Raw genomic sequence first — 25,021 nt, 5'->3', positions numbered from 1 at the left:
CTTAAAACTGGGGATATGACAAGCCGCCAGCGCCATTACCGGGGTTGCTATTCCAACTGGGCACGCTGCCGCTTCCATATGAGCTGGCACCGCCGAGATTGGCGGTCTGGGAGTAAGTCTGGAGTCCCTTGGTGAGATTCTGGATTGCGCTGTTCCAAGCGTTTGCCGACCCAACGGTTCCGGCCGCCTGCGCTTGGCCTTGGGCCATGGTGGTGTTGCCGATCGTGTTGGCCATATTCGATCCGGTGCCAGCGAGAGCGCTACCAGCTTGCACGCCCTGCCCGGAGAGCCCCATAAGTTGGTTGACGTAATTACCATACTGCTGCGAGGCGAGGCCCTGCCCGAAGTTCTCAAGCGACTGCAAACCAGCGCCGGACTGTAGCGTGCCGGTTTTCGCCGCAAGGTTTTGCGTGGCGTTCTGTCCTTGCTGTAGAGCGAACTGATAATTCGGCGAGTTATAGAACGACGAATAATTGGCTGGCTGACCGTTCAAGCCGAACAGACTGGCAAGCGACGAGTTTGCGCCCTGCCCCGTCGTAACGAAAGGATTGAGATAGCCCTGCGCGTTACCGTAAACCTGCTGCTGAAACCCCAGCGCATTCGCGGCCGATTGCGCTTGCGTCTGCGCGGCGCTCTCAGCGGCGTTAGACCCGAGAATACCGCTGGCAATACCTCCGATTCCTGTGGCAGCGCCGCCAATAAGCGCTCCCATTCCTGCTGAAATAGGCAAAACAAACTCTCCGAGAAAATATAAAAAAAAGTTAGGCGGTCGGGCGGGCAACGGACGCGACGAAGAAATCATTCCGGCCGATCGCCAAGACCGCGTCCTTGATGTCGACCATCACCGGGGCGGTCCCGAGCAGCTTGATCGGCTCATAGCCAGCCATCACGGCCCAGCGGTTGTAGAAAATGACGCCCTTCTCCGGCTGACCGCTGCGGAGCATTTCAACAGCCGCGCCGACATAGCGGTCATGGCTGGCGTCATCGGCGTGGATATCTTCCGAGAAGCCAACGGCGCGGTATTCGTCAGCAAGTCGCATATGAAACCAGTGCCCAACCTCTTCGAGGCCGGGTGCGGTTTTCATCCATTGCTGTAACGTCAAGGAGAAGATCGCCGCCGGGATGACCTCCCCGTCCTTGACCCAACCGCGCTGGAGATCCATTTCGTGTTGTCCGCTGATCGCGCGTGCGAGGGCGCGGGCGGCCAGATTGCCACGCGGACACCGAGTCCAAATCTCAACGGCGTCGGTGCGAGTGAACATCCAGCGGAGGCATTCATTCACGGTATCAAGCGCCCATTGGCCACGACCGCCGGGCAGCATTTGCGTGTGAACCTCATAGAGGCCGGGCTGATGCTGCACGAAAACGCAGCCGCCGAACTCGCCCAGCAAACATACGTGTCTCTTGTCGCTCAGCAGTGGCGCGAGGTCCAACGGGGCATCACACGCGCCTCTAACCCATGGATAGACGGACGGGTCGTTGACGATCTCATTGAGCCGGTCGGCAGTCAGATGACGTTCGATCAACGCAGGACAAATCCGCCAGCGCCGCCGTTGAGGCTGTCAACGTAGGTTGCGAAATATTGACCGCCCGCAACGATACTGTTCGCACCAGCTTGAGATGCACCGTTACTGACGTGAACCGGTAGCGTCTCTAAAGCGCCCGTGCTGGTGACAACGTTCGCCGTCACGGTTCCGGTGGAAGTGGTATCCGCGACAAAGCCGAACTGATCGTGAGCGGCATAACCGGTGTATGTCGGTTGAGCCGAAAGCATCGACAATGTGTAGACGTTGTTAGAGCTTGCGCAGTTGCATGGGATGTTGCGGCTCATCCCTTTGGTCAAATTGTATTGCTGTTGCATGAACTGAGTTGCCGTGCTGGTCGGCTTCCCGGTGCTCATATCAACAAACGAAGCACCGGCTTGCGGCGCGGTCGTTGGAGATGGCTGCGCTGCGGTGCTAATAGTCGTGGCCATTACATCCCTGCGGAGACATCAACGCTGTTGGCGATAATCGTTCGCCGCACAGGGTCGGAGATGGTTACTTTGAAGCACCATTGGCGCGCCTGCCCCAGACGGAGCCAGCGGAGCCGCGTAAGGTAATCGCCGATCTTTCCGGCGCTGTGCCAGAGTTGGAGATCGCTAAAGGTCCGGCCGCCGTCCTTGGACCATTGCAGCATGACCTGTGGGTCACTGCCCTGCCCGGTGGTGACGCCAACACCGGTCTCAACGTCGAGTTCAAAGCGGGAGACGAAGATGCGCTTCCGGTCTTCTTGCAAATACGGAGAGACCATATAGCCCTGCATCATGTTGCCGAACTCGGTATATGCAGACTCGTCCAGATACCCCACGGTGCCGGAGAAGGCATCGCCGATGAGCTGCAAGCCGTAGCAGTTCGCCTGGCAGTTTCCGCGCCAGCGGCCGTAGGATCGGTTATTGGCATCGAAGCTTTCCCGCTCGTGCCAAAGGCCAGTCGCCACGTCGTAGACCCACGTGGCGTTCGCGCTGACGAAGGTCAGAACGATGAACTTATGACCGTTCCAGGTATAGGAGAACGTGTAGGCGTCCGTGACATCGTGATACTTGCGCCATTCGGCCTCGATCGCGTGCGTGCTGACGCGCTCTGGGATCACGCCATTGAGGCGATAAAAGATCAGATCTTCGCCGAGAAAGAAGACCGTGTTGTCCTCTTTGACCGGCGTCATTGCTGCGGCGCAGCCGCGTTCGATCACGCCACCGTCAAGCCGCTGGAACGGCATATTGGCAGTCCCGGCGTCGAACCAAAGCTCGATCGTGCTGCCGCCGAAGATCATCAGGTTCTCTTGCTGATTGACAGTCGAGAGAACGAAGTCCGGCGCTACTTCGGCAGATGCGAATGCGAGACCGTTATAGGTGGTGCCGTCGAGCTGGTTTGACAGAAAGAACTTATTCGTTCCCAGCCAGTCAAAGACAAACACGTCATCAAAGAACGATACGGTCTTGGCAGCGTGGAAATTCGGGTCAGAGATAATCGTGAACCCGATATCGCTGCCGTAAATGTATCCGTTGACACCATTGACGATGCAAATCTGTGTGCCATTATCGGAAATCGAGACAAGATTTGTCCCGCTGACCTGTCCGCCCAGGGCGGTGCAAGTCCCGTCCGCCGCGATGCTATAGAGCGTCGGGCCTGACACGATGTAGAGCACGCCGTTCATGACGTGCATTCCGCGCACGGGGCCGGCACCGCAATTTGAGAACGCCGTGAGACCGGGCGCGCCAAAGACCGCGACTTGGTTCTTGGCGTCCTGCGGCTCTTTTTCGGCGTAGACGTTGACGGCGCGCTGAGCAGATACCGGGAGAGAGTCCGACCGGTAGCTGTTGGTCGCAAAAGGAATGATCGGCATTAATGCTGGAACGGCTCGTAAGAAAAGCCGAAATAGATGCTCTCCGGCTCGACATCGAACCCGGTCACACGCTGGAATTTCTCATCGAATTGAGTTTTGAGCGCCGCCTGCCGCTGCACCGGAACGTCGTATTCGGGAGCGATTTCGAGGGCCAGGCCCCAGATCAGTGCGCCAATCCATTCCTGCGGAAGATCTGGAGTGTCAGCCGCGTTGGTGAAATCCTGAATCTGGCGATACCAAGTGAACTTTACGGCGTCGGTGTTATCCAGCGGCGCTTGCCAGACATAAAGCTGGCCGAGCCCAAGTTGCGGGTCGTAGAAAAAAGAAGTCGGTTCGCCGACGTTCGACTTGTTGGGGAGATCGCGATAATCAAGCCGCGACATCCGGGTCATCGGCGTTTCGATGCGACTTTGCATCTGATACCGCCGGGCATCCACCACACGAAGCGGACGCAAGAGCGGCTTGGTGTAAGTGATGGTGTTGCTGCCAGTCGCCGCCGAATCCGGAAGCGCCGTTGCCAGCGTGACCGTCTGCCCGTTCGGTGCGCCGTTTACCGTTGTCCAGAATATCTGGCCGGTCGCGACCGTGACCCCGATATAATCCCCGGCGGAGATGGGTTGCGGACGACTCACAACGACAGAGGTGTCACCCGCTTGCGCATCTGCCGTAAGAAATGTCTGGCTGTAGCTCTCGGTCGCATGATCGGGCGAGGTTGGGCCAAGCGAATACCGGGATTGGAACGGCTGGAGGAACAGCGTGCCCTCTGTCTCGGTCCAAAGATGGATGCCCTGTGCATCCCATTCCTTGGCCATGATGTTGAGAGCATCGGCGGCGTCTTGAACCATTTGCGCGCCGGGCGTTTCGCCGGCCGCGATAGCGCCAATCTTTCGGAGGGAAGCCCTGATAATCTGATCGCGATTATAGTTGAAGTCGGTCGAACCCGAAGTCGTCATTAATTATCCGATATTCGGCGGAGAGATCGCCGTGTAATCCGTCAAAATATTTCCGGCAGAGGCCGACCACGGCAGAGGTTTCCCGAACGTGATCTGGCCCGGTGCGGCTCTTACGATGACCGCCTGGAAAGCCTCGCCATTGTCGAGAATGAGCGAAGCATCATCGCCTGCGTACATGCGCGCCGAGCTTTGTACGGAGACAGAGACAGCACCGGGAATGGCGGGCGCGGTAAGGGTTGTTTGGAGCGGACCGTCAAAGGTGTTGACTTGACGCGGGCGTGGCTCCGGTACGTTTTGGTTATCCGGTACGCCGCGAACGAAATCCTGCGGCTGCCGCGGCTCCCAGCTTTTGTTGCGGACAATGAGGTTGTCCCATTCCTTCATCGTCGCTGAGGCGCGAACCTTGAAACCCGAGCGATCGCAGATGCGATAGAAATCGCCGGGGACGTAATGCTTGTCGTCAGCCATTATTGTTCGAATCTTCCACGCCAGATTGATGATGCGGCGCGGTCGTTTCCTTGGATGAATAATCGCGACCGACGGTCTGGAGTCGGAGGAACCGCGAAAGCGTCGCCCGCTATGCCAATGCCGAACGCGCCAACGGGAAATGCCTCGGACAAGACGCCGGTCCTGATATTTCCGATAGCGCCGGTTGCCGCGACACCGGGCAGAACGATTTGGACCGCACCTCTAATCGTGCCGATCAGACCCGTGGCCGCAGTGCTCGGAATGCCATCAGTCGCGGATATGCGACCAACAACGCCGGTCGCGGAGGTACCCATAACGGCGGGGCCAACACCGGCAACAGGAAGCCCAGCGGCACCAACGCCGAACGCACCGGTGATGCCCGCACTGAGTCCGAAACTAAATTGACCCGCCGCGCCAGACGCCGCCGCACCGACAACAGACACAGATACGTCCGGTGAAAGCGGCGCATAGGTAATGACGATAATACCTTGCGCGCCGGCACCTGCCGCGCCCGAACCACCAGCTCCGCCACCAGCTCCGTAAACGCCAGCATTGGCACCAGCGCCTCCACCGAAGAAAGCGCCGCCTCCGCCGCCACCCCCGCCAGAGCCGTGAGTTAAATCCCACTCTTGGCCGTTGCCGCCCGCGCCAGCCGCGAGACCTTCGGTGCTGCCTCCACCACCGCCAGCAGAGTGACCGACGCCAGATGGGTTCGTGCCCGGTTGGCCAATGCCGCTACCGCCGCCATTGCCCCCACCCAAACCCCCGCCAACGCCAGCGTCATTGTTGCCGCCCCGGCCGCCGATCGCGGGTGAAATCGAGCCAACGGTTCCGGCTGAGCCGCCGCCCGCACCACCACCACCACCGCCAACACCAGTGCTGGTTTCGCTTTGGTTCGCCCCACCGCCATTGCCGCCGTTGCCGAGCGGGCCGCCAGCGCCGCCTCCGCCTCCACCAGCCTGGTTTACGTCACCAGAAGCGGTACCTCCTCCGCCATTACCGCCGTTGTATCGAACACTATTAGGGCCAGTTGCGTAGCCGCTTGACGCAAGGCCACCAGCAGCGCCAGCAATCGTTGTCGCGCTTGCGCCGGCCTTTGCACCGCAAGCCTGACCAGACGACGGAAAGCCCGCGCCTGCCGGGTTGAAGTAAGTATCTTGAGCGACGCCACCGACTTGAACCGCAATGACGGAGCCGGGCGTGAGATCAAGGTTTATGCTTTTTGAATAAGCGCCTGCCCCGCCCGCGCCGCCGAGTCCTGATCCTGTGCCCGCGTTGCCGCCGCCACCGATGCATTCGACGGTGTTGTTATTTGGATTCCAATCGGATGGGACCTGCCACGAGTGGCCAGAACCGGTGTCGGTAAGGAAGGTCTGAATTTGGGCGGGCGGTGAAGTGTCATAGGTAATGACGATGAGGCCCTGACCACCCGCGCCGGGAGATCCGTTGAGGGAAGAGCCGCCACCACCACCGCCACCGAATTCACCACCGTTACCCGACGCGGGAGCTGTTGTGTCAGTCTCGAACGATCCACAGCCGCCGCCGCCGCCAGAACCATGGTCGGAATCCCACTCGGCGCCATTACCGCCAGCGCCGCCGGGGCCATCAGAGCCACCTAAGCCGCCAGCACCGCCGTTACCAAGATCGCCGCTGCCGCCAGAAGTGCTGGCGGAACTGTTGCCTTCGCCGCTTCGTCCCGCCGCACCGCCGCCACCGCCGCCAACGGGGAAGAACGCCGAGTTTGGGCCAGCACCATTCCCGCCGCTGAATGTGATGTCGCCAAAGCTTGAAGCGGCGCTACCGCCTGCGCCACCGCCGCTTGAGGAGCCATTCCCTCCGCCCGTCGCGGTGCAGACAAAATCGAAAGAGGTATCGCCTGCCCCGCCCGCGCCACCGCCAGGAGCGCCAACGGTAAAATTTACAGTGCCGGCGAGAGATACGTTGATGGCTTTTGCGAAAGCGCCGCCACCCCCGCCGCCGCCTCCGCCGCTGCCACCTCCAGCGCCGTTGCCTCCCGCCCCCAGACACTCGATCGAGTTATTGTTTGGATTCCAGTCGGCGGGGACTACCCATGAGCCAGCGCCAACGGTTGTTAAATAGATAACGCTTACGGTCACGGGCTCTCACGCCGGAGTCCGTGACCCAAGCTGCCTTTCCAGATCGAACCTTGAGAGGTTCGGCCCCTGTGCCGCATTGGAAGCGGCGGTCTATGAATTGGCGCGGGCGGGATCGGGAAGACTTCTCCCGCGATACCTTCGCCTGATGCACCTGTGATGAGGGCAGCGAGATCGAGCGTGAGACCACTGGCCAAGCCATTGGCGGACACGCCGACCAACACCGCTCCGATATCTTCGCTTACGTTGCCCGCGAAACCGGATGCGGCGACACCAAGCGCAGCCGCGCCACGGCCTTGCGACACCGAGCCGACCGCCCCGGTAGCGCCCACTCCGGAGATGAGGACTGCGACGTTTTTGCCGGGCGGGTTAGCGATGCCGAGACCAAACGCGCCAAAAATGTTATGGCGTTCGCTGTCTCCAACTTCGCCCGCTACGCCAGTTGCGCTTACGCCTGTAACGCTGGCGGTATGCTGGGTTGCAAGAGCGCCGGCGACAGCGCTTGCCGCGACACCGGGAATGACAATCCTGACCCCGCTGACCGGTGAGCCAGCAACGGCGAAACCGGATACCCCAAGAATGCCTTCATTGGTCTTTGGAGAACCGACAGCGCCAACACCGAAGGCACCGACCGGATTAGCGCCGGGATTTGGCTGGACGATCCCAGCAACGCCCTGCCCGCTTGCGCCAAGGACGGGGATATTGCTTTGCGTGCTGACGACGGCATTGCCGATAGCGCCGCTTGCCGCGACACCAACGATCGAAACATTCGTGATCGGGAGCGGCGTGCATACAATGATGACAATGCCGGAGCCACCACTACCGCCCGTCCATGTGGAGCTGCCGTTGTTACGAGCGGCACCGCCGCCACCGCCGCCAAGACCATTGGTGCCCGCAGCGCCGTTGCCGCCGGCGTTGTTGCCATTGGAGGCACCGCCGCCGCCAACGCCTCCCTGACCGCCGTCCCCCGTTCCTTCGCTGCCACCACCACCGCCGCCAGCATAAAACACTGACGTTCCGGTGATTGAACTCGCAACCCCGGCGCCACCATTGCCGCCTTGGCCGTTATTGGCCGAGCCATTCTGACCGCTGGCGGCTGCACCCCCGCCGCCGCCCGACCTTCGCGGCGAGCCACCAGAACCAGCGCCGCCGCTCTGGCCTTGTCCTGACGTTCCGGCTCCACCAGCAAGACCGCCCTGGCCCCCGCCGCCGCCGCCAGATCCGCCGCTGCTACCAGCGCCGCCCTCCGTGGCACCGCCGCCGCCACCAACCGCAGTGACGCCATTGAAGCTGCTGTTACCGCCGTTTGGACCGGCGCCACTCCCGCCAACGCCACCGAGACCGACAACTACCGGGTAATCACCCGGCTCCAATATCGGCAGCGAGCCGGAGACAACACCGCCGCCACCGCCACCGCCGCCATCTACGCCGCCGCCTCCCGCACCGCCGCCCGCGACAATTAAATATTCGATCGAGCAAGGAGGATTATCGGGAGCAGTGAACGTGCCGCTTGTGGTGAAGGTATAAACCGTCGAAACGGCGTCGGTACTGGCCACTGGCGCGAACTGCCCCGGAACTAAAAACGCGCAAAGGCGCGGCAGCCGAAGCCACCGCGCCTCTCGCGCTAATTTTGTTCTGCTTACTGAATCCGGAGGATTGCGTTGTTGGCGTCGGCGGTAGGCATAACGACCGTGAAGGTGCCGTTGGAAACCTGCTGCGTACCGCCGAAGTCGTGCGTCGAAACCGAATTTCCGCCGCTGGTCACGTTGTAAATCAAACAAGCGGTCGCCGAGAACGTTGCCGAAGTCCAAGACGGATTCGGAGAGAACGTCCAATAAGCGGTGGTGCCGGAAGTAACGGGCGTAACGCACGTAAGGGCCGCGCCCGTCGCCGTATAACCGGGACCGCTTACTTCATCAGCATTGCCCGTGAGATTGGAATAGTTCGTCGTCGTTGCATCATAAGTTCCGGTCGGCGCAACCTTAATCAACGCCATCTTAAATGCGTTGCCCGTGCCTGCGGTGAAATTATGAAGAGCCTGTGCAACTTCCGCCTTGAAGGAAGTACACATTGCCGTGGTGGTCGACATCAATTAAAGTCCTTTAGCGTCGAGCGCCCACGAACGCGAAATGTTCGCGGCGTCGAGAAAATACTGAGTGAACATCTTTTGGATATATGCCTGGACCGTCGCGTCCTGAAAGTGAGACGTGAACGGGGTATTCGCAGCCGCGCCGGTAACTGCCGTGATTACGCCCGGAAGAAAGCTGGTGATCGAATATGGATCGCTTCGCTTGATCGATGGATTGGCCGCAACGTTTGCGGTTTCGGCAGCGGCGACTTGGTCAAAAATCGGCTCTACCGCATTGGCAAACGCGATCTGAAACACCGGTTGCGCTTTCCGGGCGGTGGCCGCATCCGCCGTGACAGAATCCTCATCAATTACGATGAGGCTGGATACCTGCGCAGCAGCGAGAGCCGCCCAACGATCGGCCGGATGCGGACCGCCGTTGCTCGTAAGTAAGGTGACTTGTCCAGTCATTAACTTCCTTTAATCATGTAGAGGGTGATGGTGTAGCCTGACGCGGGCGGCGGGCTGGTCTCCGGGGACGTGCCGGGCGCATGGAACGCGGACGTGGTGAGACAGATGCTGGAGTTGACGCCCGAACCAGCGTTGTTCCAAATACCCTGCGTATCGCGCAGGTCCATGCAGCCAAATCCGGTGAGATACGCGAACGTGACATTAACATCGGCGCACCACTGCAATTGAACAGCCCCTTGCGTCACGTTGTATTCGATCTTGCGGACTTTCAGATGCGGGGTGAGATTCAGAGCGGTCGCATCAACCTTGATGACGGCCGCCTCCCCTGTCCCGTCAGAAATGTTCGTGAAGGTCATGACGAGATTCCGAGAGCTGTTCTCGATAATCTGCGTCGTTACGGCATCAGCCATTCAATAAAAGCCTCAGATATGGATTGTGTGGTGAACAAGATCGCCGAGAGACGGCGCAAATTTATAGGCGCCGCTGCGCTAGTTCGCATACGAACCCATCATTGTGATCGTCAGGCCGGCCAACGTGGCGTCTGGTACGGAGGGGCCGATAATTCCGAGCGATTGATGGGTCTGCAATGTAAGAGTTGCGCCAGGTTGTGTACTGAATTGCCCGACGTTGCTTCCGGCACCAAACGTCAGCGTTCCAACGAGGCCATTTAATTCGATCGGCAGGACGGTCGTAGCCGTGGCGGGGCCGCCAAGCGCGACTGCAACCGAACCAGCGAAATTCTCTGGAAAAATGACCGGCCGCACCGCGAAATAATTAAGAACGTATTCATTTGCCGTGAACACTGGAGCTGGACTCGGTCCCATGTAGCTCCGCGAGATGATGCACGGCGATCCGACCCCGGCGGCCACGGCAGTATTAACGAACTGAGTATTGGCCCCGTTCGTGCTGCTGTCCCCGGCAGACGCGGTCGGGAGTTGTGGGATTTCAGAAAACGTCGCAATGCCAGAGGATCGGGTGATCGAGAACGGAGCATCAATCGTTGTACCCGCGTCGCTCTGTCGATAGATCGCAAAGTTCGCGCCGGCGTTACTACCGGATTCGGCGGTCGCGTCCGTCCCGAATTGCCAACGGTTCGATCCAGAGCTTGTAATCGTAACGAGCCGATAAGAACCGGCAGCGCCCGTTATCGATAACGCCAGCGCAGGGACAATGACACTCCCGAATATCGTGCCACCGGACGCCGGGAAATAGTCTGTGGGCGTGAAGTTCGCACTATCCCATGGTGTATCTGCCCCGAAGGCGGGGCGATTGCCAAAGATCGCCTGGCCCGTCTCGGTGTTAAACGTAAGCGCCGTGCTGCCATCAAGGACGCCGCTATTATTGAACTGGATACTTTCGTTGGGGCCGCCCGGCGTGCTGGGTTGTCCGCCGCCACCGCCCTTGTCCGGAACCAACTGGACCCCGACACCACTGAGTTGAACGCCATCCGCCATGTTAGACTCCCTGTAGAATCTTGAATTCCACAGAGCCGGTGATCGCCGTGATGTTTACGCGGACGGCCCGCACCGGAAACATATAGTTTGACGTGGCGCTTGCCGCTGTCCCGGCGGGCATATTGGCGTCGTCAAACCAACGCGGGGTAATGCTCGCTGAGTTGGTCGGGTCCGCCGTATATTGAACGCCATAGGTCGCGGTACCGCCGTTGATGTAGACAAAGACAGACGCGTTAAAGGGCGTCTGATAATAATTGAGGGGGATCGGGTCCTGCGCGCCCGTGGTCGTGTAGGTTTCGTAAATTGGCGCTGCCATTGCGGTCTCGAAAATGAACGTGGACTAATTCGGCACCGCTTAACGCGGTTTGTTGATCGCCGTAGTGATCGTCTTCGAGTCCGCGCTGAAAGCATTCGCGCTTTCCCGGCGATGCTTTGACCGGACTGAAAGAAAGCAAGGAAATGGGACGGCGCGAACGCCGTCCCATGATCTCATCGAAGTCGATCAGACCCCAGCAGTGCCAAAGAGCTGCCGCCAGTCGGACCAACCGACCGAATACCGCTCGTAAGAATGCGCCTTGAGGTTCTTGGTATCGAAGTCGTTATCATTATCGAGGGAAAGCTCTTCGCGCTGGAACAGCTTCATGCCTTCCGGGATGCCGGTACGGATGAACCACGCCGTCGCGGACGAAAGATAGCGGTTCACCTTGATGCCCTTCGGGAACGCGTTGACTGCCCGAAGAACGTTGATCGCGTTGTTATTAGTGTCGTTCTGCAACACAGATTTGACGACGCGATTTGCCTCGAACATCAGAGCAGACGGAACGATCAAGCTCTGTGCCTCGTTCGAAATCTGCAAACCACGGTTATTCTTGGTCTGCATGATCTGGACCAGCATGTCCTCGATCGCGGCTTCCGAGAGATCGGCCGCTGTGTTGAGCTGATTGCTTTGCGCACCGTTCGCGGTCGGATGCGATGCCGAAATCAGCGAGGCACCGTCGCCGCCGATGAAGGACGAATTGAACGCGCGATTATAAACCGCCGCCGCAACATTTTCCTTGGTCTGGCGCATCGAATAGGCCAGCGCCTTCGCTCGAGTCTTCGAGACTTTCTCATAGAGATTGTCGCGCTGCTCTTCGTAAGTAACGATGTAGCCAAGCGAATAGGCTACGTTCGTAAAGCGAGTGACCGCCCCCTGCGTCTCGGTGTCGTAAGAGGTCGCCGTGCCTTCGTTCTTGACCGGAGCCAAGCCGAAGCCGGTGATTTCCACCGTCTCCTCATACGACTTGTCGCTCGTTTCGGTGTCGAACAGATCGGTGTATTCGGTCGGAACCTCCGCATAAGCGCGGCCCCACCAAGCGACGATGCCAGGCCACAAAGCTTTCGGATGTGCGCCTGTCGTAATAACAGCCATTAGAAAAATATCCCGTTTTAAAAAAGGTTAGGTGAAATGATCGCTGGCGCTTAGGTGCCAGCGGGGTTCAGGACCTGATGGAGATTCAGACTGACAAGCCACTTGGCGTTAGCTGACGTGATGTCGTTGTCCGTCTCCGTCAGCGGACGCTGAATGCGAAGCTGCAAGGTCGCGGTATCCGCGACGGTCGAGCCCGCAAGCTGCCAGCCGGACCAGCCGGTGGCGGTGTTACCCGTTCCAGAAACCAAGTTGGCGTTCTGCGACGCCCAATTCGCCTGGGCGGAGCCGGTGCCATCGTCCTGAATCAGGAACAGCAATTCCGGGTCGTCAGCGACGAGCACATAACCGGCCGTATTGGCCGGGTGATAAACCGGCTTATCCTGCGTAACAGTGATGATCGGCTGGCCCGCGTTGACAACGCTGAGCACGACTCCGGTGACGTGGCTCGAGGCCCCGGCAGAAGCCAAAATCACGCCGGGAATGCCGTTTGCGTCGTTATCGGCGTTTGCCGTAATGACGGGATCGCCCACATAGATGTTGCTCGTCACAGACGCCGGAACGTAATAGACGTTCGCCGCGCCATTATAAGGAGCGCCGCTGCGATGCTTGTAGGGCACAAGACCGCGCGGGATATTGCTGTTAGCCATTTAGTAAATTTCCAAAATAGATTCCCGTCGCGCCGGGACGAATCCCGGCACGTTCGAAAAATGGATTGATGATTTGAGTTGGTTAGTTCGGGGAGGACGAAACGCCGAAGCGAATCCGAGGTGTGCCGTCCGCGTTCATGGGCACGTACTGGCCCGGCTCTAGGTGTTCCTTGCCCGCGCCGACGCCGCGCTTCATTTGGGCTTCTATCTCATTGACCCGCGCCTGCTGCGCACGGAGATCGTCTTCCCACCACTCCGTGGGAATTTCCATCAGGTATGCGACAAGACCGCCGCCGCCCTCCATCGTGCCGACGACACGCTTGACGTGCTCGCCGTCGTTTCCTGTTACGTGCGTATAACCGGCTTGTTTCGCGATATCGATCCGCCCCGGCTGGTCATTGAACCAATGACGATGATATCCGGGACGCGCCGGATAATTCAGTTTCTGCCGGGCGGCACCGAAGGGGTTCGTAACTCGGCGCTTTGGCTGTTCCTGCGGGACAATCGTTTCCGCGGCCTCAACGCTGGCGCGCTGAACTGGTGCTTTACTCATCAATAAATTTCCTGAAATTATTCCCACTCGTAAGATTTAAGATAGTCCTCGCGCTTGTAGCCGGGGATAATCTTGACGAAACGATCACATGCGGCCTTCGCCTCGCCGGGCAGATCGTCATACCCGCGCTTGTTGCTCCTGCGTGCAACCGGCGGAGCGCTTGCGAAGGCGACGGACGCCGCCTCGTTGCGGCGTGGATTGAGTCCGAACTTCTCCGGAAACTGATCCTGCACGCGGCGCTTAACGTCGGCGAGCCGATCCTGAATGCCGAGACCCGGCTTCTCTTGCATGAGTTGAGCGCTGTGTGCCTGTGCGAACAGTGATAGCGCGGGGTCTTGCATCCACGTATTTTCCGCCATCCATCGCTCGACATATGGGTCGATACCGGGCGGAAGGGCAGCGCCAGGCATGGGGCTCTGCGCTTGAGGCACCACCGGGGCGGCGGGTCTCTCAACCTCGCGAAGCCGCGCATTTGCGGCTTCAAACCGCTGTGTATCGGCGGTCTGCACCGCAACGCGCATTTCGTTTTCGAGTTCGGCGCGGGCTTGCGCACGAATACGATCTTCGTTCGCCTTCTGGCTGGCGTGCAATTCGCCGAGAACCTGCCGCATCTCGGTCATCTGCCGCTCGGTGGCGGTCAGCTTGTCGTGAAGGACCCGGTTGTTTTCCTGCACGATCGGGAGAATGGTTTCTCCACGGCGCATGAATTCGTCGGCATCACGCCAGCGGGCATGATCGCCCTTGAACTCGTCAAGCGGCACCCACCCGAGGCGGCGGGCTTTCGTTTCCAGATCGGCGCGCTCGGTATCAATGCCGGTCTCGACCGGCTCTAACTCAATATCGTCTGTATCGCTCATTATTTCTCGATCATTACTTAAACAAAATTGGCATCAACGGATGGCTTCACCGCTGCAATGCAATGGTCGGACATCATCCGATAGAACTGGCCGTCATCGCCGAGCATCAACTGGCCGGAATACCGCTCGATATAGACATAGCTGCCAATCTTCGGCTTGGGTCCAGAACGCGGCATACCGTCCTTGCTGAATTTGAACGCGTCTTCGCCGTACTCGATTAGGATGCCGGTTTCGGCTGCCATACCGTTGCGCTCAATCAGATCCTCCGGGAGCATGATGCCGCCGGATGTTTCTTTCGCCGGTTGGTCGGTCAGGACAAGAACCTTGTCTCCGATCGGGGTCCAGCCGGATTTATTATCGCCGTCAAAGACTCCGGGAACGTATTGTGCGTTCTGGGTCTTAATTAACTTCGGCTGCATTCTCTGCGGATTCCTCTTCCTGTTTTTCCCCGAACATGGCAACAAACGCCTCGAACGGCAGATTCATCATTTCTTCGATTTCGATTATCTGGCCGCGCGGTACTTCGGCCTTGGACAACTCGGCGCTGCCGCTCATCCACATTTCCAGGATCTTGATTTTCATGAAGTCGCGCTTCGCCGCGTGATAGGCGAAGAAGAGCTTGGTTACGGGGTTATGCCGCCATTCCAGAAACTGGCTGCGGTGGACCCCCGCTATTTCCTGAACCTGACTGAGGTCCGGATGATCCTGGGTCGTTTCCGTTTCCGGCATTCTGCATTGCCTCTATTTGGGTTTTGAAAATCTCTAACTGGTGCTCAACCCAAGCGAGGTTCTTGTCGCCGACCGCCTTGTCGGCCTGTGCGAAGAACAACACGGCTTGCGCCAGATCCTTGAGCGATGCCGCCTGTTCGCGATTTGCCTTGATATGAAGCTGGCCCGCCTTCTCGATCAGTTCGGGGTTCGGCGGTGGTGCATGCAAGATTTTGTCGATGCCATCGATATTCGCGGCTTCGAGCACCCGATGACGAATTTCCAACCCGTCACAATAAGGATCGTTGGCGAACATCGACATCAGAAGCTGCGCGCGTCCCATCCGCTGCATATCCGTCACCATGGTAGGATCGGATACGGGTTCAACGCCGTCGCCCTGTGCATAATCGGCGCGCGTGATCGTGCGCCACTCGCTTCCGACCCTGTATTGCGTCGATTGGTTCAAATAGATGCCGTTCAACCGGTACAGCTTGGCCAGTTCGTGCTTCAATGCCAGATGCACCCGCTTGAAGATCGCGGTAAAGGTCTTTAACCCCTGCTCGATCATCGCCAAGGTGGTAGTCGCCGGCACGTTGCTTTGCTGCTGATCGCCGGTGAGCACGTCCTTGACGGATGCGATCTCTTTTGCAGACTCGACCAAGAGGCCCAGTAGTTGGAAAAGAACCTGCGACGGCCCCGGAGCGGGGAACGGCACGATGTTGTCCCGGAGATTGCCGCCGGTGACGTTGACCGGCTTCCATTCTCCCAGCGAGAAACGGACAGCGCCCGTATTCGTGCTGAATCCCTTGCCAAGGAATCCGCCGCCCGCGTTCTGTAGCGTGCCGGCGTCCAGGAGCATGTTGATGACGGTGTTGGCCGACTCGTTGATCGGGCCAAGCAGTTGACCAAACCCGAGCCCGTAAGAGCCGCCATCGGGGTTCGGCAAGAAGATATACTGCGTATAGTAGTGAACCGGCTCAATCTTCATCAACCGGTGCGGCGCGCTGCTGTAAATGATGCCTTCCGGCTCATAGCGTGCCTTGATGCGGGCGACGTAAGCGGAATCCTTGTGGACGGTGACGATGTACGGCTCATCGAGGCCGTCTTCGTCCAGATCAAGCCAGCGGTGCTGTTCCAGAAAATCAATCGGTGCATCCGGATCGTCGCTAGCGTTCTCGGCGTTGACCGAAGCCGCGAAACCGTTCTCAGGAACACGGAATATGCCAGCCCGGCGCATCTCCTCGATCTCACGCGGGTAATATTCGATCTCTTCGGTGACGCGTGGCGCGGTCTCGCAGTCCTTGGCGTGGTAATTCATCACCACCTTCAAGGCCGATCGGACATGCGAGCAGTTGCGACCCTTGGTCGGATCAAAGAACGTCTTGCGGAACACGCAGCCCATCGTGGGGAGCATGTGCAACAGCTTGTCCGTATCCGGTTCCCATTCCGGCATCTCGTCCAGCAATTGCCAGGACATATGATCGCCGATGCGATCTGCCCTCGCCTGCTTCGCTCCCGGCGCAACGGCCCATTGCGGCATTGGCTGGCCATTCGGTCCCGCGACGATGACGGGTTGCCCGGTTTGCGGGTTGACCATCGGCGTGCCGCTGTCGTCGCCAATCACGATGCCTTTGACGATATCCCTGCCATCAACGATCGCCGGATATGCGCGGGCGGCAAATTGATTGGACGCGCTGGTAATCATCGGCAGGATGACGTTGGCTGCCTTCGGCCATGGGTAGGTCTTCGGCGTGGTCTTCTGCGTTGCCAGCTCAATAGCGCGCTTGGTCTTGGTGACCCATTCGGAGCGGCTATCGTTGTCGATCTCGTATTCGCGGACAACCCGCATGCCGATCGCGCCCAATAGGGATTCATCGATCTCATCGGCGATGTTGTCGGCATAGGCCCACCGGTGAAGCTTCTGGCCCTGCTCTACGTCCATACCCATGGCAGCGGCCATCTGGATATGCGGCGGTAGGCGTTCGTCGCGAGGATCTGTAGTGGCAGAACCCGGCGGTGTGGACGCAACCGCCAAATTGGCGTTTGCGTCATCGGCGTTGCCATCAGGCAAGGCGCTATCGTCATCCGCTTGCGCGGGGTTCAAAGCCATTCAAAATCCAATAAAAAATCAGTAGCCAGTCACGCTCGATCGCGTCTGATCGGAATAGTGCGCGTCGTAATCCGGCTGTTCGTTGCCAGGTTTCGTCTGCGCAATTTCAAGCCCGGACATCATCAAATAGCGCGTGGCGTCCATCAAATGGTCGTCGCTCTTGACCACTTTGCCGTTTTTATCCCGACGGTAAATGCGAAATTCGGAACGCCAATTTTGCAAAGAGGAAAAGACTTTCAGCCTTCCCTCTGCCATGCGCTCCCAGACGGTCGTGATCCCGGCCTCGACCGCATTATTGGCGGGCGCCAGCATCAAGCCCATGCCGCCGTAGACATCGATCAGCTTTTGACCGTCAACCTGCGAACGGCCGCGAGACGCCGGATCGATAACGCCGGGCATCCAATTGCCGCCGCGCGCGTTGATACCAGCGACATGAATGGCGGGCTCGCCCTGTGATCGATACCATTCGTCGTAAAGGAACACGGTGTCGGTCGTTTGATCCCAAGCGCCCCAGACGGCGGCGGTGCGGTTCCAGCCAACGTCCAGACCGAACACGCGAGGCCAGGCCGCCGAGAGCTTGAACGGCTCAACGATGATATCGGACTCGAGGATGGGATAGATCGCACCGGACCCGAGCATCGGAATGCCCTTTGATCGGGCGTCCCGCTGATAAGGTGGAATCGCGGACCAATATTCGTCGCGCAGTTCTGGCGTTAGGTGTGGGGCGTCATCCCACGTTGCTTGGACGATGTATTTACTCAAGTTGTGTTTTTGTCTGACTGACGGTTTGGTTGATTCGCTTCAAACCTGTCCGCGTGGGGATCGAGGGGGTACTACCCTCCCTGCAACGGCGGCCTGTTTGGGGGGTGGCACCCGGTCCGGTTCGCTGGGGAATGGAACCCTCCCAGAGCCAGGTCGACGAGGCTTGTTCTTGATATGTTCTATGCGGCTGCCGAGCCCGCTGGTGCGTTCATTTGGCTGGCGGGTATCGGAGAGCCGGACGGGGAAACAGCGCGCTCAGCGGCGCTCCTAGGGCCTCGTCGGATCGAGGCGGATACATCGTCCGCCGTACTATAAGCAATATCAATTGCTTAGCAGAAGCCAGAGACGATCGAAAGCCGAAAACGTAAAACAAACGCAAACATTTGGCGGATCAATCTCACGGCGCATTTCTACGCCGCAGTGTCAGGACGGTCACGCTGTCTGCCAAGTTGTCATTCTGACGACTTGCCTCTGACACCTGGATATGCCCATTTCTGTGACATAAATATCACAGTGGAAGCTAGGTCGAAGGCAGCGCCGTATAGAATTAGATGCACATGCATCTAATCCGTTGCCCAGCACCCTGCCCCGTCTCTCTCACGACCTCTCCCATGATCCAAGTTACCACTGCGCTGCAATGGTTTCTCGCATCTCTGGGTTCTTCAATCATCCCAGCGTGGCTAGGCTAACTGGTGCTCCATAGGCTGTGCTCATGGATGACTAATTAGCCTGCAATGACTGCGGCGGTGCCTCAGTTCAAAATCATCAGCCTGATCGACCCGAGGATAAGGCATGTAATCAAGACCAGCCCCAACCAGACCGCGACAGACCACACTGGCACTTTGCGTTGCGACTTTTTTGTTGTCTTTGAAACCTCGTCTAACGCTCTTGCCCATCCCTCGGAGCTATTGGCTTCACCAACGGCGCGCTTTTGATCTTCGGTCGGCTCTGGCATTTTCGCGACCAACTGCATGAAACGTTCATGCTCTGCGAAAATTTGGTCTAACTCAGGCCGAAGCTTTTTGTTGAGCCGTTTCGAGAAATCTTCATCGGTCATGGCCTCTCCGTTGCGAAGCTTACCGCGAAGCATTAGCATATCGGATGTTTAGCGGAAGCTAGGAGGAATAAGTGGCCCACTCCCAATCTACGGATGACGATCTAAGGGCCGAATTGGAAGGGCTGCGGCTTGCGCTGGGGGCTCCGCTTGGTCAGCCCTTTGATGGCCGCGAGGAACGCAATAAAGCCGATCTGCTTTTGAAAATAGAGGAAATCAGGACTGAACTGGAAAAGCGCCGCTTGCCTCGGCAACTTGTGCGGTGAAGCGATCTGCTCTTGATCCAGATAGAATGGCCGATCCGGCCACTCTATCCCTTCCCCGGCCCGGCGTCATGATAACCGGGTTCGGCGCTGCCTTGGTTCTGTCTCTGGGTCTTTTGTCCGGTGATGTCCTAATCCCCGGCGATTCCGGGTGTGGATTAGGCAACCTCAATCGTTGCGGTATAATGAGTTCCGCTGCCGTTGGTCATAAGGCAGAATGACTGACCTCGCGCGCGTTCTACCTCAAAATCGTGCCGGTAGCCCGCTGTACCTTGCCTTAACGAGCCGCCGATTACCTCGCCCTCATTTAGATGGCGCGCCACCAGTCGCTGCAGCATCACTATGATCTCTGATTCAGATAACGAGCCCTCTGGTAAGGACCGTTCGAAGATCAATACCGTTCCTTCGAAACCACGGATTTTCCAGATTCGGTTACTCAAGGGCCGATCCTTTGATATGCCTTGAGTTAGGTATATCAGGTACGGGCGGGGGTTTCTATGTCTATACGGACCGCGCGGCGGCTGATGGGAGCCATTTTCTTGGGCTTGGCAGCAAACTTCGCTTATGGCTTTGCCAACTATGACCAGCACGGCGCGTATCTACTGCCCAGCGCCTTCATTGGTATTCTGGTTGCGGTTGGAGCTTTTTATCTAAGCTCTGCTAACGAGCCAACGGCATAAATTCCACAACCCGTTCAAGCAGCCGTAGTCGCGCTGTTCAGCGGCAAATCGTCCGAATTCGTCAATCCGATCAAGTCGCCGTTTCGGCGGTTTGATTTTCCACTGGTGCAGCTTGCGCTACTGGAATTACGCGGCGGACTTGGTTGACGCGGTTGCCGCTGGCGTGACGCTTGCCGTAGCCGGTGCTGGCGTAGTCGTTGCCGCTGGAGCGGTCGTGGTTGCCGCCTTGGCCGGTGCGGGCTTGCCGGTGAATAGCCGCCCGATGGCAGCGAACAGTTTCTTGAACAACGCGATAATGTGGCGCATAGGCCCGTCTCCTTTAACGCCGTTGGTTCCGGCGATTCCGGATCGCCAGTGGCATTGATTGTCTTCTCATAGTCGGCGGAATTCCCGCGAGTCGGCGTCCAGCGCCCATTCGGCGGGCCTGTCGCTAATCACCAGCCTTGAATAGACGAAATACAGGGTGCTCCGATCGATATCGATATCGCAGTGAACATTCTGGACATCCCAATCCATTAAATTAGGCCGCTCGCGCCAATAAAGAACGCCGGACTTGTCCCTGGCGTAGTTATTAAAAGCATCCAACCAAAACCTAACGGCGATATCTTCCGTCGAGCAAAAAATCGGCGCATCTTTTCCTTCGGCCTTCACGCCGCCGGAGACGAGAGAGACATATGGCTCTCCGGTCTCACAGAAATACGTCGTCAGGCCGTCAACCTGCGGAAACTCGATCGTCGCGAGCGCTTCTTCAAGCGTCATTCTTGTTTTTCCTTATTGGCCGCGAACGGCATTGATTGATTTCCTTTTTTTCTTAGCGGAACTAATAACAACGGCACCGACATTCCTGTTGCCATCGATTGCTATCGCCCTATGCTTCCACCGACAGCAAAGGAGATGCTTAGATGTGAAGAAGCCCCAACGAGACATCAACGTTATTGATTTGGAGGATGCGCGCAACCATGGTCATCCGGAACATTGGCCTGCTCTGATGGAGTTTGCCAAGGCTATCGGCAGACACGTTGCAAGGCAGGAATATAAGCGGCTTACAGAAACGCAGAAGAAACGCACGAAGCCCGACGCGCGTGAGCATTCCGGCAGCGCTAACGCAGTAAAAGAAGCCATGCCCCGTAAACGAAAGCAGCCGACGCACCTTGATGTAGCGGCGCACTTGGAAGAACCGAAGGCTCAGGCCGAGTTCCTGTCGGCTAGGCTTGAGAATGGGAGCACGGGAGAAATCATTTCCGCAATCAACACCATCATCACAGCGCGCGGCATGACCGAGATCGCAAAGGCCGCTGGCATCAAACGGGAGCATCTATATCAGGCGCTTGCCGACGACAAACGAGCCCACGCCCTCGCCGTGATATTGCGCAAAGCGATTAGACGGCAGAGGCGAAATCGTGCTGGCAAAGGCGCTAGGACTCGAACCTAGAACCGCCGGTTTTGGAGACCGATGCTCTGCCAGTTGAGCTACGCCGATTGGTTCTCGCGGGCGGATCGCGACCACGGCACCTCTCCGCGCGTTGACATGCGGCCAATTTGTATCTACAATTTGACTCATGAAAATCGTTTGGGACGAACCGAAGCGCCTTGCGAACATTGCCAAGCACGGCCTGGATTTCGCCGACATCAAGGAAGAGTTCTTCATTGGTGCGGTGATCGATGCAGCCAAGAACGGTCGCTTTGTCGCGATCGGCCGCTTGGCGAATGGTGCCGTAACCGTGATCTTCGCAACTCTCGGCGCGGAAGGCGTCAGCATCATCAGCATGCGCTCCGCCAACCGGAAAGAAAGGAAACGGATCGATGGCTAAAACCAAAGCATTCAAGCCCGGTCAGGGCTACACCAAAGCCGATTGGGATGAGGTTTCCGACAATCCGTCGCTAACTAAAGAACAGTTGGCTCGGATGAAGCCATTCGCAGAAGTTCTGCCAGAGCTTGCCAAGACGATCACTCGGCGCGGACCTCAAAAAGAGCCGACCAAGGTAGCGGTGAATATCCGCCTGAGCCCTATCGTCCTAGAACACTTCAAGTCGAAGGGACCGGGCTGGCAGACGAAAATCGATGACGAACTGGTTAGGATCGTCACCAAGAAGCCTGCAAAGAAGCGAAAGGCGAAAACGCCACGGCGCGCAGCGTAAGAAAGCGGAACTAAACGCGATCCGTGCCGACCTGCAGCCGGATCACGCGGTGACAGCCTTGACCGTCCACATAACCGCCGACTCCAGATCCGTAAGCGCCAGCGACAGATATCGTCCGTTCGGTACTTGATTGATCAGCGCTTCAAGTTCCTGCGCTTTCGATTTGATCTCATCGTGCAGCGCCTTTTCGGCATCAGTAAGTTGCCGATATCGCGGGCGGAAACGGCTGGACGGCACGGCGGCACCGCTTCCTCCACCACCGCTGACACCCATTCCGTGGCCAACGGCACCACTGCCTCCGCCGCCCTGCGCTATCACGATATCCGCGCTCTGGCATTCGTTCGAAGCAATTTCGGCATCCGACATCGGCATTCCTTTTCCCTTTTTCTTGGCGGCGCTACTGAAAATGGCACCGCGTGATTTCTGTGGTCGGCGATCAAAAACCGCCTATGCTTCCGCCAGCAGCAAAGGAAGCGACCTCATGGGAAAGCCTCCACGAACCAGACCGGATGTCATCATTCATGAACTGCCGCCGGACGATCCGCGCAATATCAATCACCCCATGCATCGTGAGAAGTGGTTGGATCTTGCAAGGGTACTCGGGCGCATGGACGCTAGGATGGAATATCAACGTGCCCTCAGCGCGGCGAAAGAGATCGACGCCATGTCTCGTAAAGCAAAGTCTCCGAAGGACGTTGACGAGAATCCGCCGCACCCGGCAACCCTCCACGCGATTGCCGTGAGGCTCCTCGCAGCCGCCGCTTCGCAAAAGGGCAAGAAGTCGCCAAAGGATAACGACGAAAACCCGGCGAAGAGCAAGGCCAAGCGTGGCCGGCCACCGATCGGCAAGCGCCCCAAGGTGCAAGTCGCCCTTCGGCTCGACACATGGATTATCGATGCATTCCGCGCCACGGGTCCTGGATGGCAGTCGCGGATCAATGACGCGTTGCTTGAGGGCTCCAAAAAGCTCAAGCCGCGCAAGAAATCGGCGCGCTTGTCACGTCTCGATCATGGCGATGAGAAGTAGGCACCAACCCCAGCCGTCATGCCCGCTGTATCCAATGACACCAGCGGCAAGCGCCAGTGCTACGCAAACCGAATGCTTGTTTACTGACATGATATCCTCAGACGCAACGGCAAACTTTGCCGTTGCGTGCCACTTACGCCGCCAATAGGGCATCTAGGATCGGCTCTTGATCGGCTGGGATTTGCCCGCCGGGCATGAAGTGCTTCACGACATCGGAGAGGCCGAGCAACGGCGTGAAGGTGCAGAGAACCAAACCGCGCGTGGTCATGGTTCGCATCAAGCATTCGGTGTAGACATCCAGCGGTGGCTCCTCGTCCAACCAAATAAAATCTTGGCTGGTGCCCATGAACGCCTCAATCCCAGCTTCAAACGACTTGAACTGGATGACGCTCTGTCCACCGTCTTTACGCTTGACGTAAATGTCTTGGATCGCATCAGGGATACCGCGACGTGCCGTCACTCTGACAATGGATTTCTTAGGCAACATGCCGGTGCCGAAAGAACCCGGCGGGCCAAGCAGCTCAGCTTGAAGAATATCGCGGACGGTTTCGGCGCGTTCGCCTGCGGCCCAAATCCTTACGGGACCATCGAATCGATGTCCCGGCCAGAAATCCGGATATTCGCCCAGCGCGTGATTGGCAGTCTCAAATGCGCCAGCAACAGTCTTGCCGACGCGGTTGGCGGCCAACATCAACCGTTCACGATGGATGCGACCGGCGGCAAAAATCTCATAGTGCTTCGGGTAGTTTCGGATCGAGAGCGGTCCCGTCGCCGGAAACAGCGTCTCCCGCTTCCGCTCCCGCATCGCCTTCGATAGTGCTTCTTTCAGCGCCGCCAGTTGTTCTGGCGATGGTGTTGATTTGTTCATACATTTCCGCGAGTTCGGTGACGCTCATGTCATCAAGCGGACCAACTTCAATTTGCTGGCGATCGGCGAACATGCCCATTTGTTTGCCTAATAGCTCCGTGGCGCGCACCGCCGGACCAAACTGGTTTCGGGCTCTGGCGCTCTCACGATCCTCGAGCAACATTTGCAAGATGTCGGCTTTTTTGATCGCGATCTTGCGTTCGGCCTTGCGGGCGGCTAGCTCTTGAATCTCGGCGACACGGGCCGAGATGTGAGACTTTAGAGCCAGCTTTGACGCGCCGGTGCTGATGCTCTGCTTGGTCGTGGCCTCGAAACCGGCTTCAACATAGGCCCGACCCTGCATCTCGCCACGCGCTATGGCCTGCGCGAACAGTTCGTGGCGTGGATCATCAAGTAACGGCATTACGCGAGTGCGGCGGTCTTTGACTTCGTGAACGAGGTCCCGTTCCGCAGCTTTCCGAACGCGCGGGCCTTGCGCTTCGAGGGCTCAAACTTCTTGGCGACGGTCAGAAGCGGTGCGGATGACGGGCGGACATCAGCGGCGTTCAAACCCTGCGCAACGGTCAACGGCTTGGTCATGCCCGGCGTCTTCGCCATTAGTCCTTGCCCTTCTGAGCATTGACGGCGAACCGGGCCTGATCTCCGGTGAGACCGGAGTCATGATAGTGCTTACGGGCGAACGCCATCGGCGACTGTCCGGCGCGCTTTGCTTTTGCCGTCAAGGCACCGGGCCGCTTCACTGCGGCCCCCATCCACTTTTTCGGCTTGCCTGACTTGGCCATCTTATAAGTGGTCACCGTGATCGGCCTCGGCCTGTGCCGGAAGCTTGCCCTTGGAATACCGCACCGGCTTTCCGGTGCCGCGCTCATGGTCGCGAAGAACCTTTTCGCCGCGATCTGGCGCGGCCTTGCCGCCCTTGAGCGGCGTCGCATCGACACCGAAGTCTCCTGCGCCTGCAAGCGGGTCAGAACCCATTGCCAGCGATTTGCGCGGCGAAATCTCGAAACTTTTAGCCATGTGGTAGCCCTAA

36 protein-coding genes and 1 tRNA gene are annotated in these 25,021 nt (G+C 58.4%); 5 read left to right on the top strand and 32 right to left on the bottom strand.

The window, feature by feature from the left end; all coding sequences use genetic code 11:
* Position 1: 1 nt before the first annotated feature.
* The 22 genes from HB630_RS23735 to HB630_RS23630 form a co-directional block, all read right to left on the bottom strand.
* The gene (locus HB630_RS23735; RefSeq protein WP_213775122.1) at positions 2 to 802 is read right to left on the bottom strand and encodes a hypothetical protein; all 801 of its coding nucleotides are present in this window, start codon (positions 800 to 802) and stop codon (positions 2 to 4) included.
* Complete coding sequence (locus tag HB630_RS23730; RefSeq protein ID WP_213775121.1) at positions 762 to 1,526, bottom strand: hypothetical protein; 765 nt, start codon at positions 1,524 to 1,526, stop codon at positions 762 to 764. Before HB630_RS23730 ends, HB630_RS23735 begins: the two co-directional genes overlap by 41 nt.
* Positions 1,523 to 1,975, bottom strand: coding sequence for a hypothetical protein (locus HB630_RS23725; protein ID WP_213775120.1), 453 nt, complete (start codon positions 1,973 to 1,975; stop codon positions 1,523 to 1,525). The genes HB630_RS23730 and HB630_RS23725 overlap by 4 nt, the downstream gene beginning before the upstream one ends.
* Positions 1,975 to 3,384, bottom strand: coding sequence for a packaged DNA stabilization protein (locus HB630_RS23720; protein WP_213775118.1), 1,410 nt, complete (start codon positions 3,382 to 3,384; stop codon positions 1,975 to 1,977). Before HB630_RS23720 ends, HB630_RS23725 begins: the two co-directional genes overlap by 1 nt.
* A complete protein-coding gene (locus HB630_RS23715; protein ID WP_213775117.1) occupies positions 3,384 to 4,337 on the bottom strand; it encodes a hypothetical protein in 954 nt (317 codons plus the stop codon). The genes HB630_RS23720 and HB630_RS23715 overlap by 1 nt, the downstream gene beginning before the upstream one ends.
* 3 nt (positions 4,338 to 4,340) lie before the next feature.
* Positions 4,341 to 4,805: a hypothetical protein gene (locus HB630_RS23710; protein WP_213775116.1), complete on the bottom strand. Its 465-nt coding sequence runs from the start codon at positions 4,803 to 4,805 to the stop codon at positions 4,341 to 4,343.
* Positions 4,805 to 6,922: a hypothetical protein gene (locus tag HB630_RS28700; protein ID WP_276571633.1), complete on the bottom strand. Its 2,118-nt coding sequence runs from the start codon at positions 6,920 to 6,922 to the stop codon at positions 4,805 to 4,807. Before HB630_RS28700 ends, HB630_RS23710 begins: the two co-directional genes overlap by 1 nt.
* The gene (locus tag HB630_RS23700) at positions 6,919 to 8,475 is read right to left on the bottom strand and encodes a glycine-rich domain-containing protein (protein ID WP_213775114.1); all 1,557 of its coding nucleotides are present in this window, start codon (positions 8,473 to 8,475) and stop codon (positions 6,919 to 6,921) included. Before HB630_RS23700 ends, HB630_RS28700 begins: the two co-directional genes overlap by 4 nt.
* An 83-nt stretch (positions 8,476 to 8,558) precedes the next feature.
* Positions 8,559 to 9,008: a hypothetical protein gene (locus HB630_RS23695; RefSeq protein ID WP_213775113.1), complete on the bottom strand. Its 450-nt coding sequence runs from the start codon at positions 9,006 to 9,008 to the stop codon at positions 8,559 to 8,561.
* Between the two features lie 3 nt (positions 9,009 to 9,011).
* Complete coding sequence (locus tag HB630_RS23690) at positions 9,012 to 9,458, bottom strand: hypothetical protein (RefSeq protein WP_213775112.1); 447 nt, start codon at positions 9,456 to 9,458, stop codon at positions 9,012 to 9,014.
* Positions 9,458 to 9,868 carry a hypothetical protein gene (locus HB630_RS23685; RefSeq protein ID WP_213775111.1) on the bottom strand — a complete coding sequence of 137 codons (411 nt, stop codon included), beginning with the start codon at positions 9,866 to 9,868 and terminating at the stop codon, positions 9,458 to 9,460. The genes HB630_RS23690 and HB630_RS23685 overlap by 1 nt, the downstream gene beginning before the upstream one ends.
* 78 nt (positions 9,869 to 9,946) lie before the next feature.
* Positions 9,947 to 10,912: a hypothetical protein gene (locus HB630_RS23680; protein WP_213775109.1), complete on the bottom strand. Its 966-nt coding sequence runs from the start codon at positions 10,910 to 10,912 to the stop codon at positions 9,947 to 9,949.
* 1 nt (position 10,913) lies between these two features.
* On the bottom strand, positions 10,914 to 11,228 hold the full coding sequence (locus tag HB630_RS23675; RefSeq protein ID WP_213775107.1) for a hypothetical protein: 315 nt from the start codon (positions 11,226 to 11,228) through the stop codon (positions 10,914 to 10,916).
* Positions 11,229 to 11,414: 186 nt separating this feature from the next.
* Complete coding sequence (locus HB630_RS23670) at positions 11,415 to 12,323, bottom strand: hypothetical protein (RefSeq protein WP_213775106.1); 909 nt, start codon at positions 12,321 to 12,323, stop codon at positions 11,415 to 11,417.
* A gap of 50 nt (positions 12,324 to 12,373) precedes the next feature.
* The gene (locus HB630_RS23665) at positions 12,374 to 12,940 is read right to left on the bottom strand and encodes a hypothetical protein (protein ID WP_213775105.1); all 567 of its coding nucleotides are present in this window, start codon (positions 12,938 to 12,940) and stop codon (positions 12,374 to 12,376) included.
* 112 nt (positions 12,941 to 13,052) lie between these two features.
* A complete protein-coding gene (locus HB630_RS23660; RefSeq protein ID WP_213775104.1) occupies positions 13,053 to 13,523 on the bottom strand; it encodes a hypothetical protein in 471 nt (156 codons plus the stop codon).
* A 17-nt stretch (positions 13,524 to 13,540) separates the two neighbouring features.
* Positions 13,541 to 14,380 carry a hypothetical protein gene (locus HB630_RS23655; RefSeq protein WP_213775103.1) on the bottom strand — a complete coding sequence of 280 codons (840 nt, stop codon included), beginning with the start codon at positions 14,378 to 14,380 and terminating at the stop codon, positions 13,541 to 13,543.
* Positions 14,381 to 14,397: 17 nt separating this feature from the next.
* A complete protein-coding gene (locus HB630_RS23650) occupies positions 14,398 to 14,799 on the bottom strand; it encodes a hypothetical protein (protein WP_213775101.1) in 402 nt (133 codons plus the stop codon).
* Positions 14,780 to 14,962, bottom strand: a complete 183-nt coding sequence (locus HB630_RS23645) for a hypothetical protein (RefSeq protein ID WP_213775100.1) — start codon at positions 14,960 to 14,962, stop codon at positions 14,780 to 14,782. The genes HB630_RS23650 and HB630_RS23645 overlap by 20 nt, the downstream gene beginning before the upstream one ends.
* A 49-nt stretch (positions 14,963 to 15,011) precedes the next feature.
* Entirely contained in the window at positions 15,012 to 17,198 is a 2,187-nt protein-coding gene (locus HB630_RS23640; RefSeq protein WP_213775099.1) for a hypothetical protein, read from the bottom strand.
* A gap of 18 nt (positions 17,199 to 17,216) precedes the next feature.
* Positions 17,217 to 17,960, bottom strand: coding sequence for a terminase (locus tag HB630_RS23635; protein ID WP_213775097.1), 744 nt, complete (start codon positions 17,958 to 17,960; stop codon positions 17,217 to 17,219).
* A gap of 751 nt (positions 17,961 to 18,711) precedes the next feature.
* Complete coding sequence (locus tag HB630_RS23630) at positions 18,712 to 19,017, bottom strand: hypothetical protein (RefSeq protein WP_213775096.1); 306 nt, start codon at positions 19,015 to 19,017, stop codon at positions 18,712 to 18,714.
* Between the two features lie 71 nt (positions 19,018 to 19,088).
* Here HB630_RS23630 and HB630_RS23625 point away from each other — a divergent pair, with 71 nt between their 5' ends.
* Positions 19,089 to 19,280 carry a hypothetical protein gene (locus HB630_RS23625; protein WP_213775094.1) on the top strand — a complete coding sequence of 64 codons (192 nt, stop codon included), beginning with the start codon at positions 19,089 to 19,091 and terminating at the stop codon, positions 19,278 to 19,280.
* Positions 19,281 to 19,435: 155 nt separating this feature from the next.
* On the opposite strand, the gene HB630_RS23620 is transcribed toward HB630_RS23625, so the two are convergent.
* The 3 genes from HB630_RS23620 to HB630_RS23610 all read right to left on the bottom strand — a co-directional run bounded on the left by HB630_RS23620 (position 19,436) and on the right by HB630_RS23610 (position 20,716).
* Complete coding sequence (locus HB630_RS23620; RefSeq protein WP_213775092.1) at positions 19,436 to 19,717, bottom strand: hypothetical protein; 282 nt, start codon at positions 19,715 to 19,717, stop codon at positions 19,436 to 19,438.
* 366 nt (positions 19,718 to 20,083) lie between these two features.
* Complete coding sequence (locus HB630_RS23615) at positions 20,084 to 20,263, bottom strand: hypothetical protein (protein ID WP_213775090.1); 180 nt, start codon at positions 20,261 to 20,263, stop codon at positions 20,084 to 20,086.
* A gap of 66 nt (positions 20,264 to 20,329) precedes the next feature.
* The gene (locus HB630_RS23610; protein WP_213775089.1) at positions 20,330 to 20,716 is read right to left on the bottom strand and encodes a hypothetical protein; all 387 of its coding nucleotides are present in this window, start codon (positions 20,714 to 20,716) and stop codon (positions 20,330 to 20,332) included.
* Positions 20,717 to 20,861: 145 nt separating this feature from the next.
* Between HB630_RS23610 and HB630_RS23605 the strand changes: the two genes are divergently transcribed.
* A complete protein-coding gene (locus HB630_RS23605; protein ID WP_213775088.1) occupies positions 20,862 to 21,389 on the top strand; it encodes a hypothetical protein in 528 nt (175 codons plus the stop codon).
* On the opposite strand, the gene HB630_RS23600 is transcribed toward HB630_RS23605, so the two are convergent.
* Positions 21,362 to 21,439 (bottom strand) — tRNA-Trp (locus HB630_RS23600). The genes HB630_RS23605 and HB630_RS23600 overlap by 28 nt on opposite strands.
* A 77-nt stretch (positions 21,440 to 21,516) precedes the next feature.
* On the opposite strand from HB630_RS23600, the gene HB630_RS23595 reads away from it, so the two are divergent.
* Both HB630_RS23595 and HB630_RS23590 read left to right on the top strand, forming a co-directional pair.
* Positions 21,517 to 21,768 carry a BrnT family toxin gene (locus HB630_RS23595; RefSeq protein ID WP_213775087.1) on the top strand — a complete coding sequence of 84 codons (252 nt, stop codon included), beginning with the start codon at positions 21,517 to 21,519 and terminating at the stop codon, positions 21,766 to 21,768.
* On the top strand, positions 21,761 to 22,096 hold the full coding sequence (locus tag HB630_RS23590) for a BrnA antitoxin family protein (RefSeq protein WP_213775085.1): 336 nt from the start codon (positions 21,761 to 21,763) through the stop codon (positions 22,094 to 22,096). The genes HB630_RS23595 and HB630_RS23590 overlap by 8 nt, the downstream gene beginning before the upstream one ends.
* 42 nt (positions 22,097 to 22,138) lie before the next feature.
* Here HB630_RS23590 and HB630_RS23585 read toward each other — a convergent pair whose 3' ends face one another.
* Entirely contained in the window at positions 22,139 to 22,462 is a 324-nt protein-coding gene (locus HB630_RS23585; RefSeq protein WP_213775084.1) for a hypothetical protein, read from the bottom strand.
* A gap of 40 nt (positions 22,463 to 22,502) precedes the next feature.
* On the opposite strand from HB630_RS23585, the gene HB630_RS28485 reads away from it, so the two are divergent.
* The gene (locus HB630_RS28485) at positions 22,503 to 23,123 is read left to right on the top strand and encodes a BrnA antitoxin family protein (protein ID WP_249781016.1); all 621 of its coding nucleotides are present in this window, start codon (positions 22,503 to 22,505) and stop codon (positions 23,121 to 23,123) included.
* A gap of 133 nt (positions 23,124 to 23,256) precedes the next feature.
* Here the strand turns inward: HB630_RS28485 and HB630_RS23575 are convergent, their stop codons facing one another.
* The 5 genes from HB630_RS23575 to HB630_RS23560 are packed head-to-tail and all read right to left on the bottom strand — an operon-like array spanning position 23,257 to position 25,008.
* Positions 23,257 to 23,814, bottom strand: coding sequence for a terminase family protein (locus tag HB630_RS23575; protein WP_249781024.1), 558 nt, complete (start codon positions 23,812 to 23,814; stop codon positions 23,257 to 23,259).
* Between the two features lie 37 nt (positions 23,815 to 23,851).
* Positions 23,852 to 24,394, bottom strand: coding sequence for a hypothetical protein (locus HB630_RS28480; protein WP_249781015.1), 543 nt, complete (start codon positions 24,392 to 24,394; stop codon positions 23,852 to 23,854).
* Positions 24,394 to 24,588, bottom strand: coding sequence for a hypothetical protein (locus HB630_RS23570; RefSeq protein ID WP_213775080.1), 195 nt, complete (start codon positions 24,586 to 24,588; stop codon positions 24,394 to 24,396). Before HB630_RS23570 ends, HB630_RS28480 begins: the two co-directional genes overlap by 1 nt.
* Complete coding sequence (locus HB630_RS23565) at positions 24,588 to 24,788, bottom strand: hypothetical protein (RefSeq protein ID WP_213775078.1); 201 nt, start codon at positions 24,786 to 24,788, stop codon at positions 24,588 to 24,590. The genes HB630_RS23570 and HB630_RS23565 overlap by 1 nt, the downstream gene beginning before the upstream one ends.
* Entirely contained in the window at positions 24,775 to 25,008 is a 234-nt protein-coding gene (locus HB630_RS23560; protein WP_213775076.1) for a hypothetical protein, read from the bottom strand. The genes HB630_RS23565 and HB630_RS23560 overlap by 14 nt, the downstream gene beginning before the upstream one ends.
* Positions 25,009 to 25,021: the final 13 nt, after the last annotated feature.

The organism is Bradyrhizobium sp. dw_78, assembly GCF_018449525.1.
Classification (GTDB): domain Bacteria; phylum Pseudomonadota; class Alphaproteobacteria; order Rhizobiales; family Xanthobacteraceae; genus Bradyrhizobium.
This window is presented reverse-complemented; position numbering and strand designations above follow the sequence as displayed.

What these genes read in the sequence shown, in the direction of transcription:
- HB630_RS23735 (WP_213775122.1), bottom strand. Translation starts at nt 802, where the DNA reads ATGATTTCTTCGTCGCGTCCGTTGCCCGCCCGACCGCCTAACTTTTTT.
- HB630_RS23725 (WP_213775120.1), bottom strand. Translation starts at nt 1,975, where the DNA reads ATGGCCACGACTATTAGCACCGCAGCGCAGCCATCTCCAACGACCGCG.
- HB630_RS23720 (WP_213775118.1), bottom strand. Translation starts at nt 3,384, where the DNA reads ATGCCGATCATTCCTTTTGCGACCAACAGCTACCGGTCGGACTCTCTC.
- HB630_RS23715 (WP_213775117.1), bottom strand. Translation starts at nt 4,337, where the DNA reads ATGACGACTTCGGGTTCGACCGACTTCAACTATAATCGCGATCAGATT.
- HB630_RS23710 (WP_213775116.1), bottom strand. Translation starts at nt 4,805, where the DNA reads ATGGCTGACGACAAGCATTACGTCCCCGGCGATTTCTATCGCATCTGC.
- HB630_RS23695 (WP_213775113.1), bottom strand. Translation starts at nt 9,008, where the DNA reads ATGTCGACCACCACGGCAATGTGTACTTCCTTCAAGGCGGAAGTTGCA.
- HB630_RS23690 (WP_213775112.1), bottom strand. Translation starts at nt 9,458, where the DNA reads ATGACTGGACAAGTCACCTTACTTACGAGCAACGGCGGTCCGCATCCG.
- HB630_RS23685 (WP_213775111.1), bottom strand. Translation starts at nt 9,868, where the DNA reads ATGGCTGATGCCGTAACGACGCAGATTATCGAGAACAGCTCTCGGAAT.
- HB630_RS23680 (WP_213775109.1), bottom strand. Translation starts at nt 10,912, where the DNA reads ATGGCGGATGGCGTTCAACTCAGTGGTGTCGGGGTCCAGTTGGTTCCG.
- HB630_RS23675 (WP_213775107.1), bottom strand. Translation starts at nt 11,228, where the DNA reads ATGGCAGCGCCAATTTACGAAACCTACACGACCACGGGCGCGCAGGAC.
- HB630_RS23670 (WP_213775106.1), bottom strand. Translation starts at nt 12,323, where the DNA reads ATGGCTGTTATTACGACAGGCGCACATCCGAAAGCTTTGTGGCCTGGC.
- HB630_RS23660 (WP_213775104.1), bottom strand. Translation starts at nt 13,523, where the DNA reads ATGAGTAAAGCACCAGTTCAGCGCGCCAGCGTTGAGGCCGCGGAAACG.
- HB630_RS23655 (WP_213775103.1), bottom strand. Translation starts at nt 14,380, where the DNA reads ATGAGCGATACAGACGATATTGAGTTAGAGCCGGTCGAGACCGGCATT.
- HB630_RS23650 (WP_213775101.1), bottom strand. Translation starts at nt 14,799, where the DNA reads ATGCAGCCGAAGTTAATTAAGACCCAGAACGCACAATACGTTCCCGGA.
- HB630_RS23645 (WP_213775100.1), bottom strand. Translation starts at nt 14,962, where the DNA reads ATGAAAATCAAGATCCTGGAAATGTGGATGAGCGGCAGCGCCGAGTTG.
- HB630_RS23640 (WP_213775099.1), bottom strand. Translation starts at nt 17,198, where the DNA reads ATGGCTTTGAACCCCGCGCAAGCGGATGACGATAGCGCCTTGCCTGAT.
- HB630_RS23630 (WP_213775096.1), bottom strand. Translation starts at nt 19,017, where the DNA reads ATGACCGATGAAGATTTCTCGAAACGGCTCAACAAAAAGCTTCGGCCT.
- HB630_RS23615 (WP_213775090.1), bottom strand. Translation starts at nt 20,263, where the DNA reads ATGCGCCACATTATCGCGTTGTTCAAGAAACTGTTCGCTGCCATCGGG.
- HB630_RS23610 (WP_213775089.1), bottom strand. Translation starts at nt 20,716, where the DNA reads ATGACGCTTGAAGAAGCGCTCGCGACGATCGAGTTTCCGCAGGTTGAC.
- HB630_RS23595 (WP_213775087.1), top strand. Translation starts at nt 21,517, where the DNA reads ATGAAAATCGTTTGGGACGAACCGAAGCGCCTTGCGAACATTGCCAAG.
- HB630_RS23590 (WP_213775085.1), top strand. Translation starts at nt 21,761, where the DNA reads ATGGCTAAAACCAAAGCATTCAAGCCCGGTCAGGGCTACACCAAAGCC.
- HB630_RS23585 (WP_213775084.1), bottom strand. Translation starts at nt 22,462, where the DNA reads ATGTCGGATGCCGAAATTGCTTCGAACGAATGCCAGAGCGCGGATATC.
- HB630_RS28485 (WP_249781016.1), top strand. Translation starts at nt 22,503, where the DNA reads ATGGCACCGCGTGATTTCTGTGGTCGGCGATCAAAAACCGCCTATGCT.
- HB630_RS23575 (WP_249781024.1), bottom strand. Translation starts at nt 23,814, where the DNA reads ATGTTGGCCGCCAACCGCGTCGGCAAGACTGTTGCTGGCGCATTTGAG.
- HB630_RS28480 (WP_249781015.1), bottom strand. Translation starts at nt 24,394, where the DNA reads ATGCCGTTACTTGATGATCCACGCCACGAACTGTTCGCGCAGGCCATA.
- HB630_RS23570 (WP_213775080.1), bottom strand. Translation starts at nt 24,588, where the DNA reads ATGGCGAAGACGCCGGGCATGACCAAGCCGTTGACCGTTGCGCAGGGT.
- HB630_RS23560 (WP_213775076.1), bottom strand. Translation starts at nt 25,008, where the DNA reads ATGGCTAAAAGTTTCGAGATTTCGCCGCGCAAATCGCTGGCAATGGGT.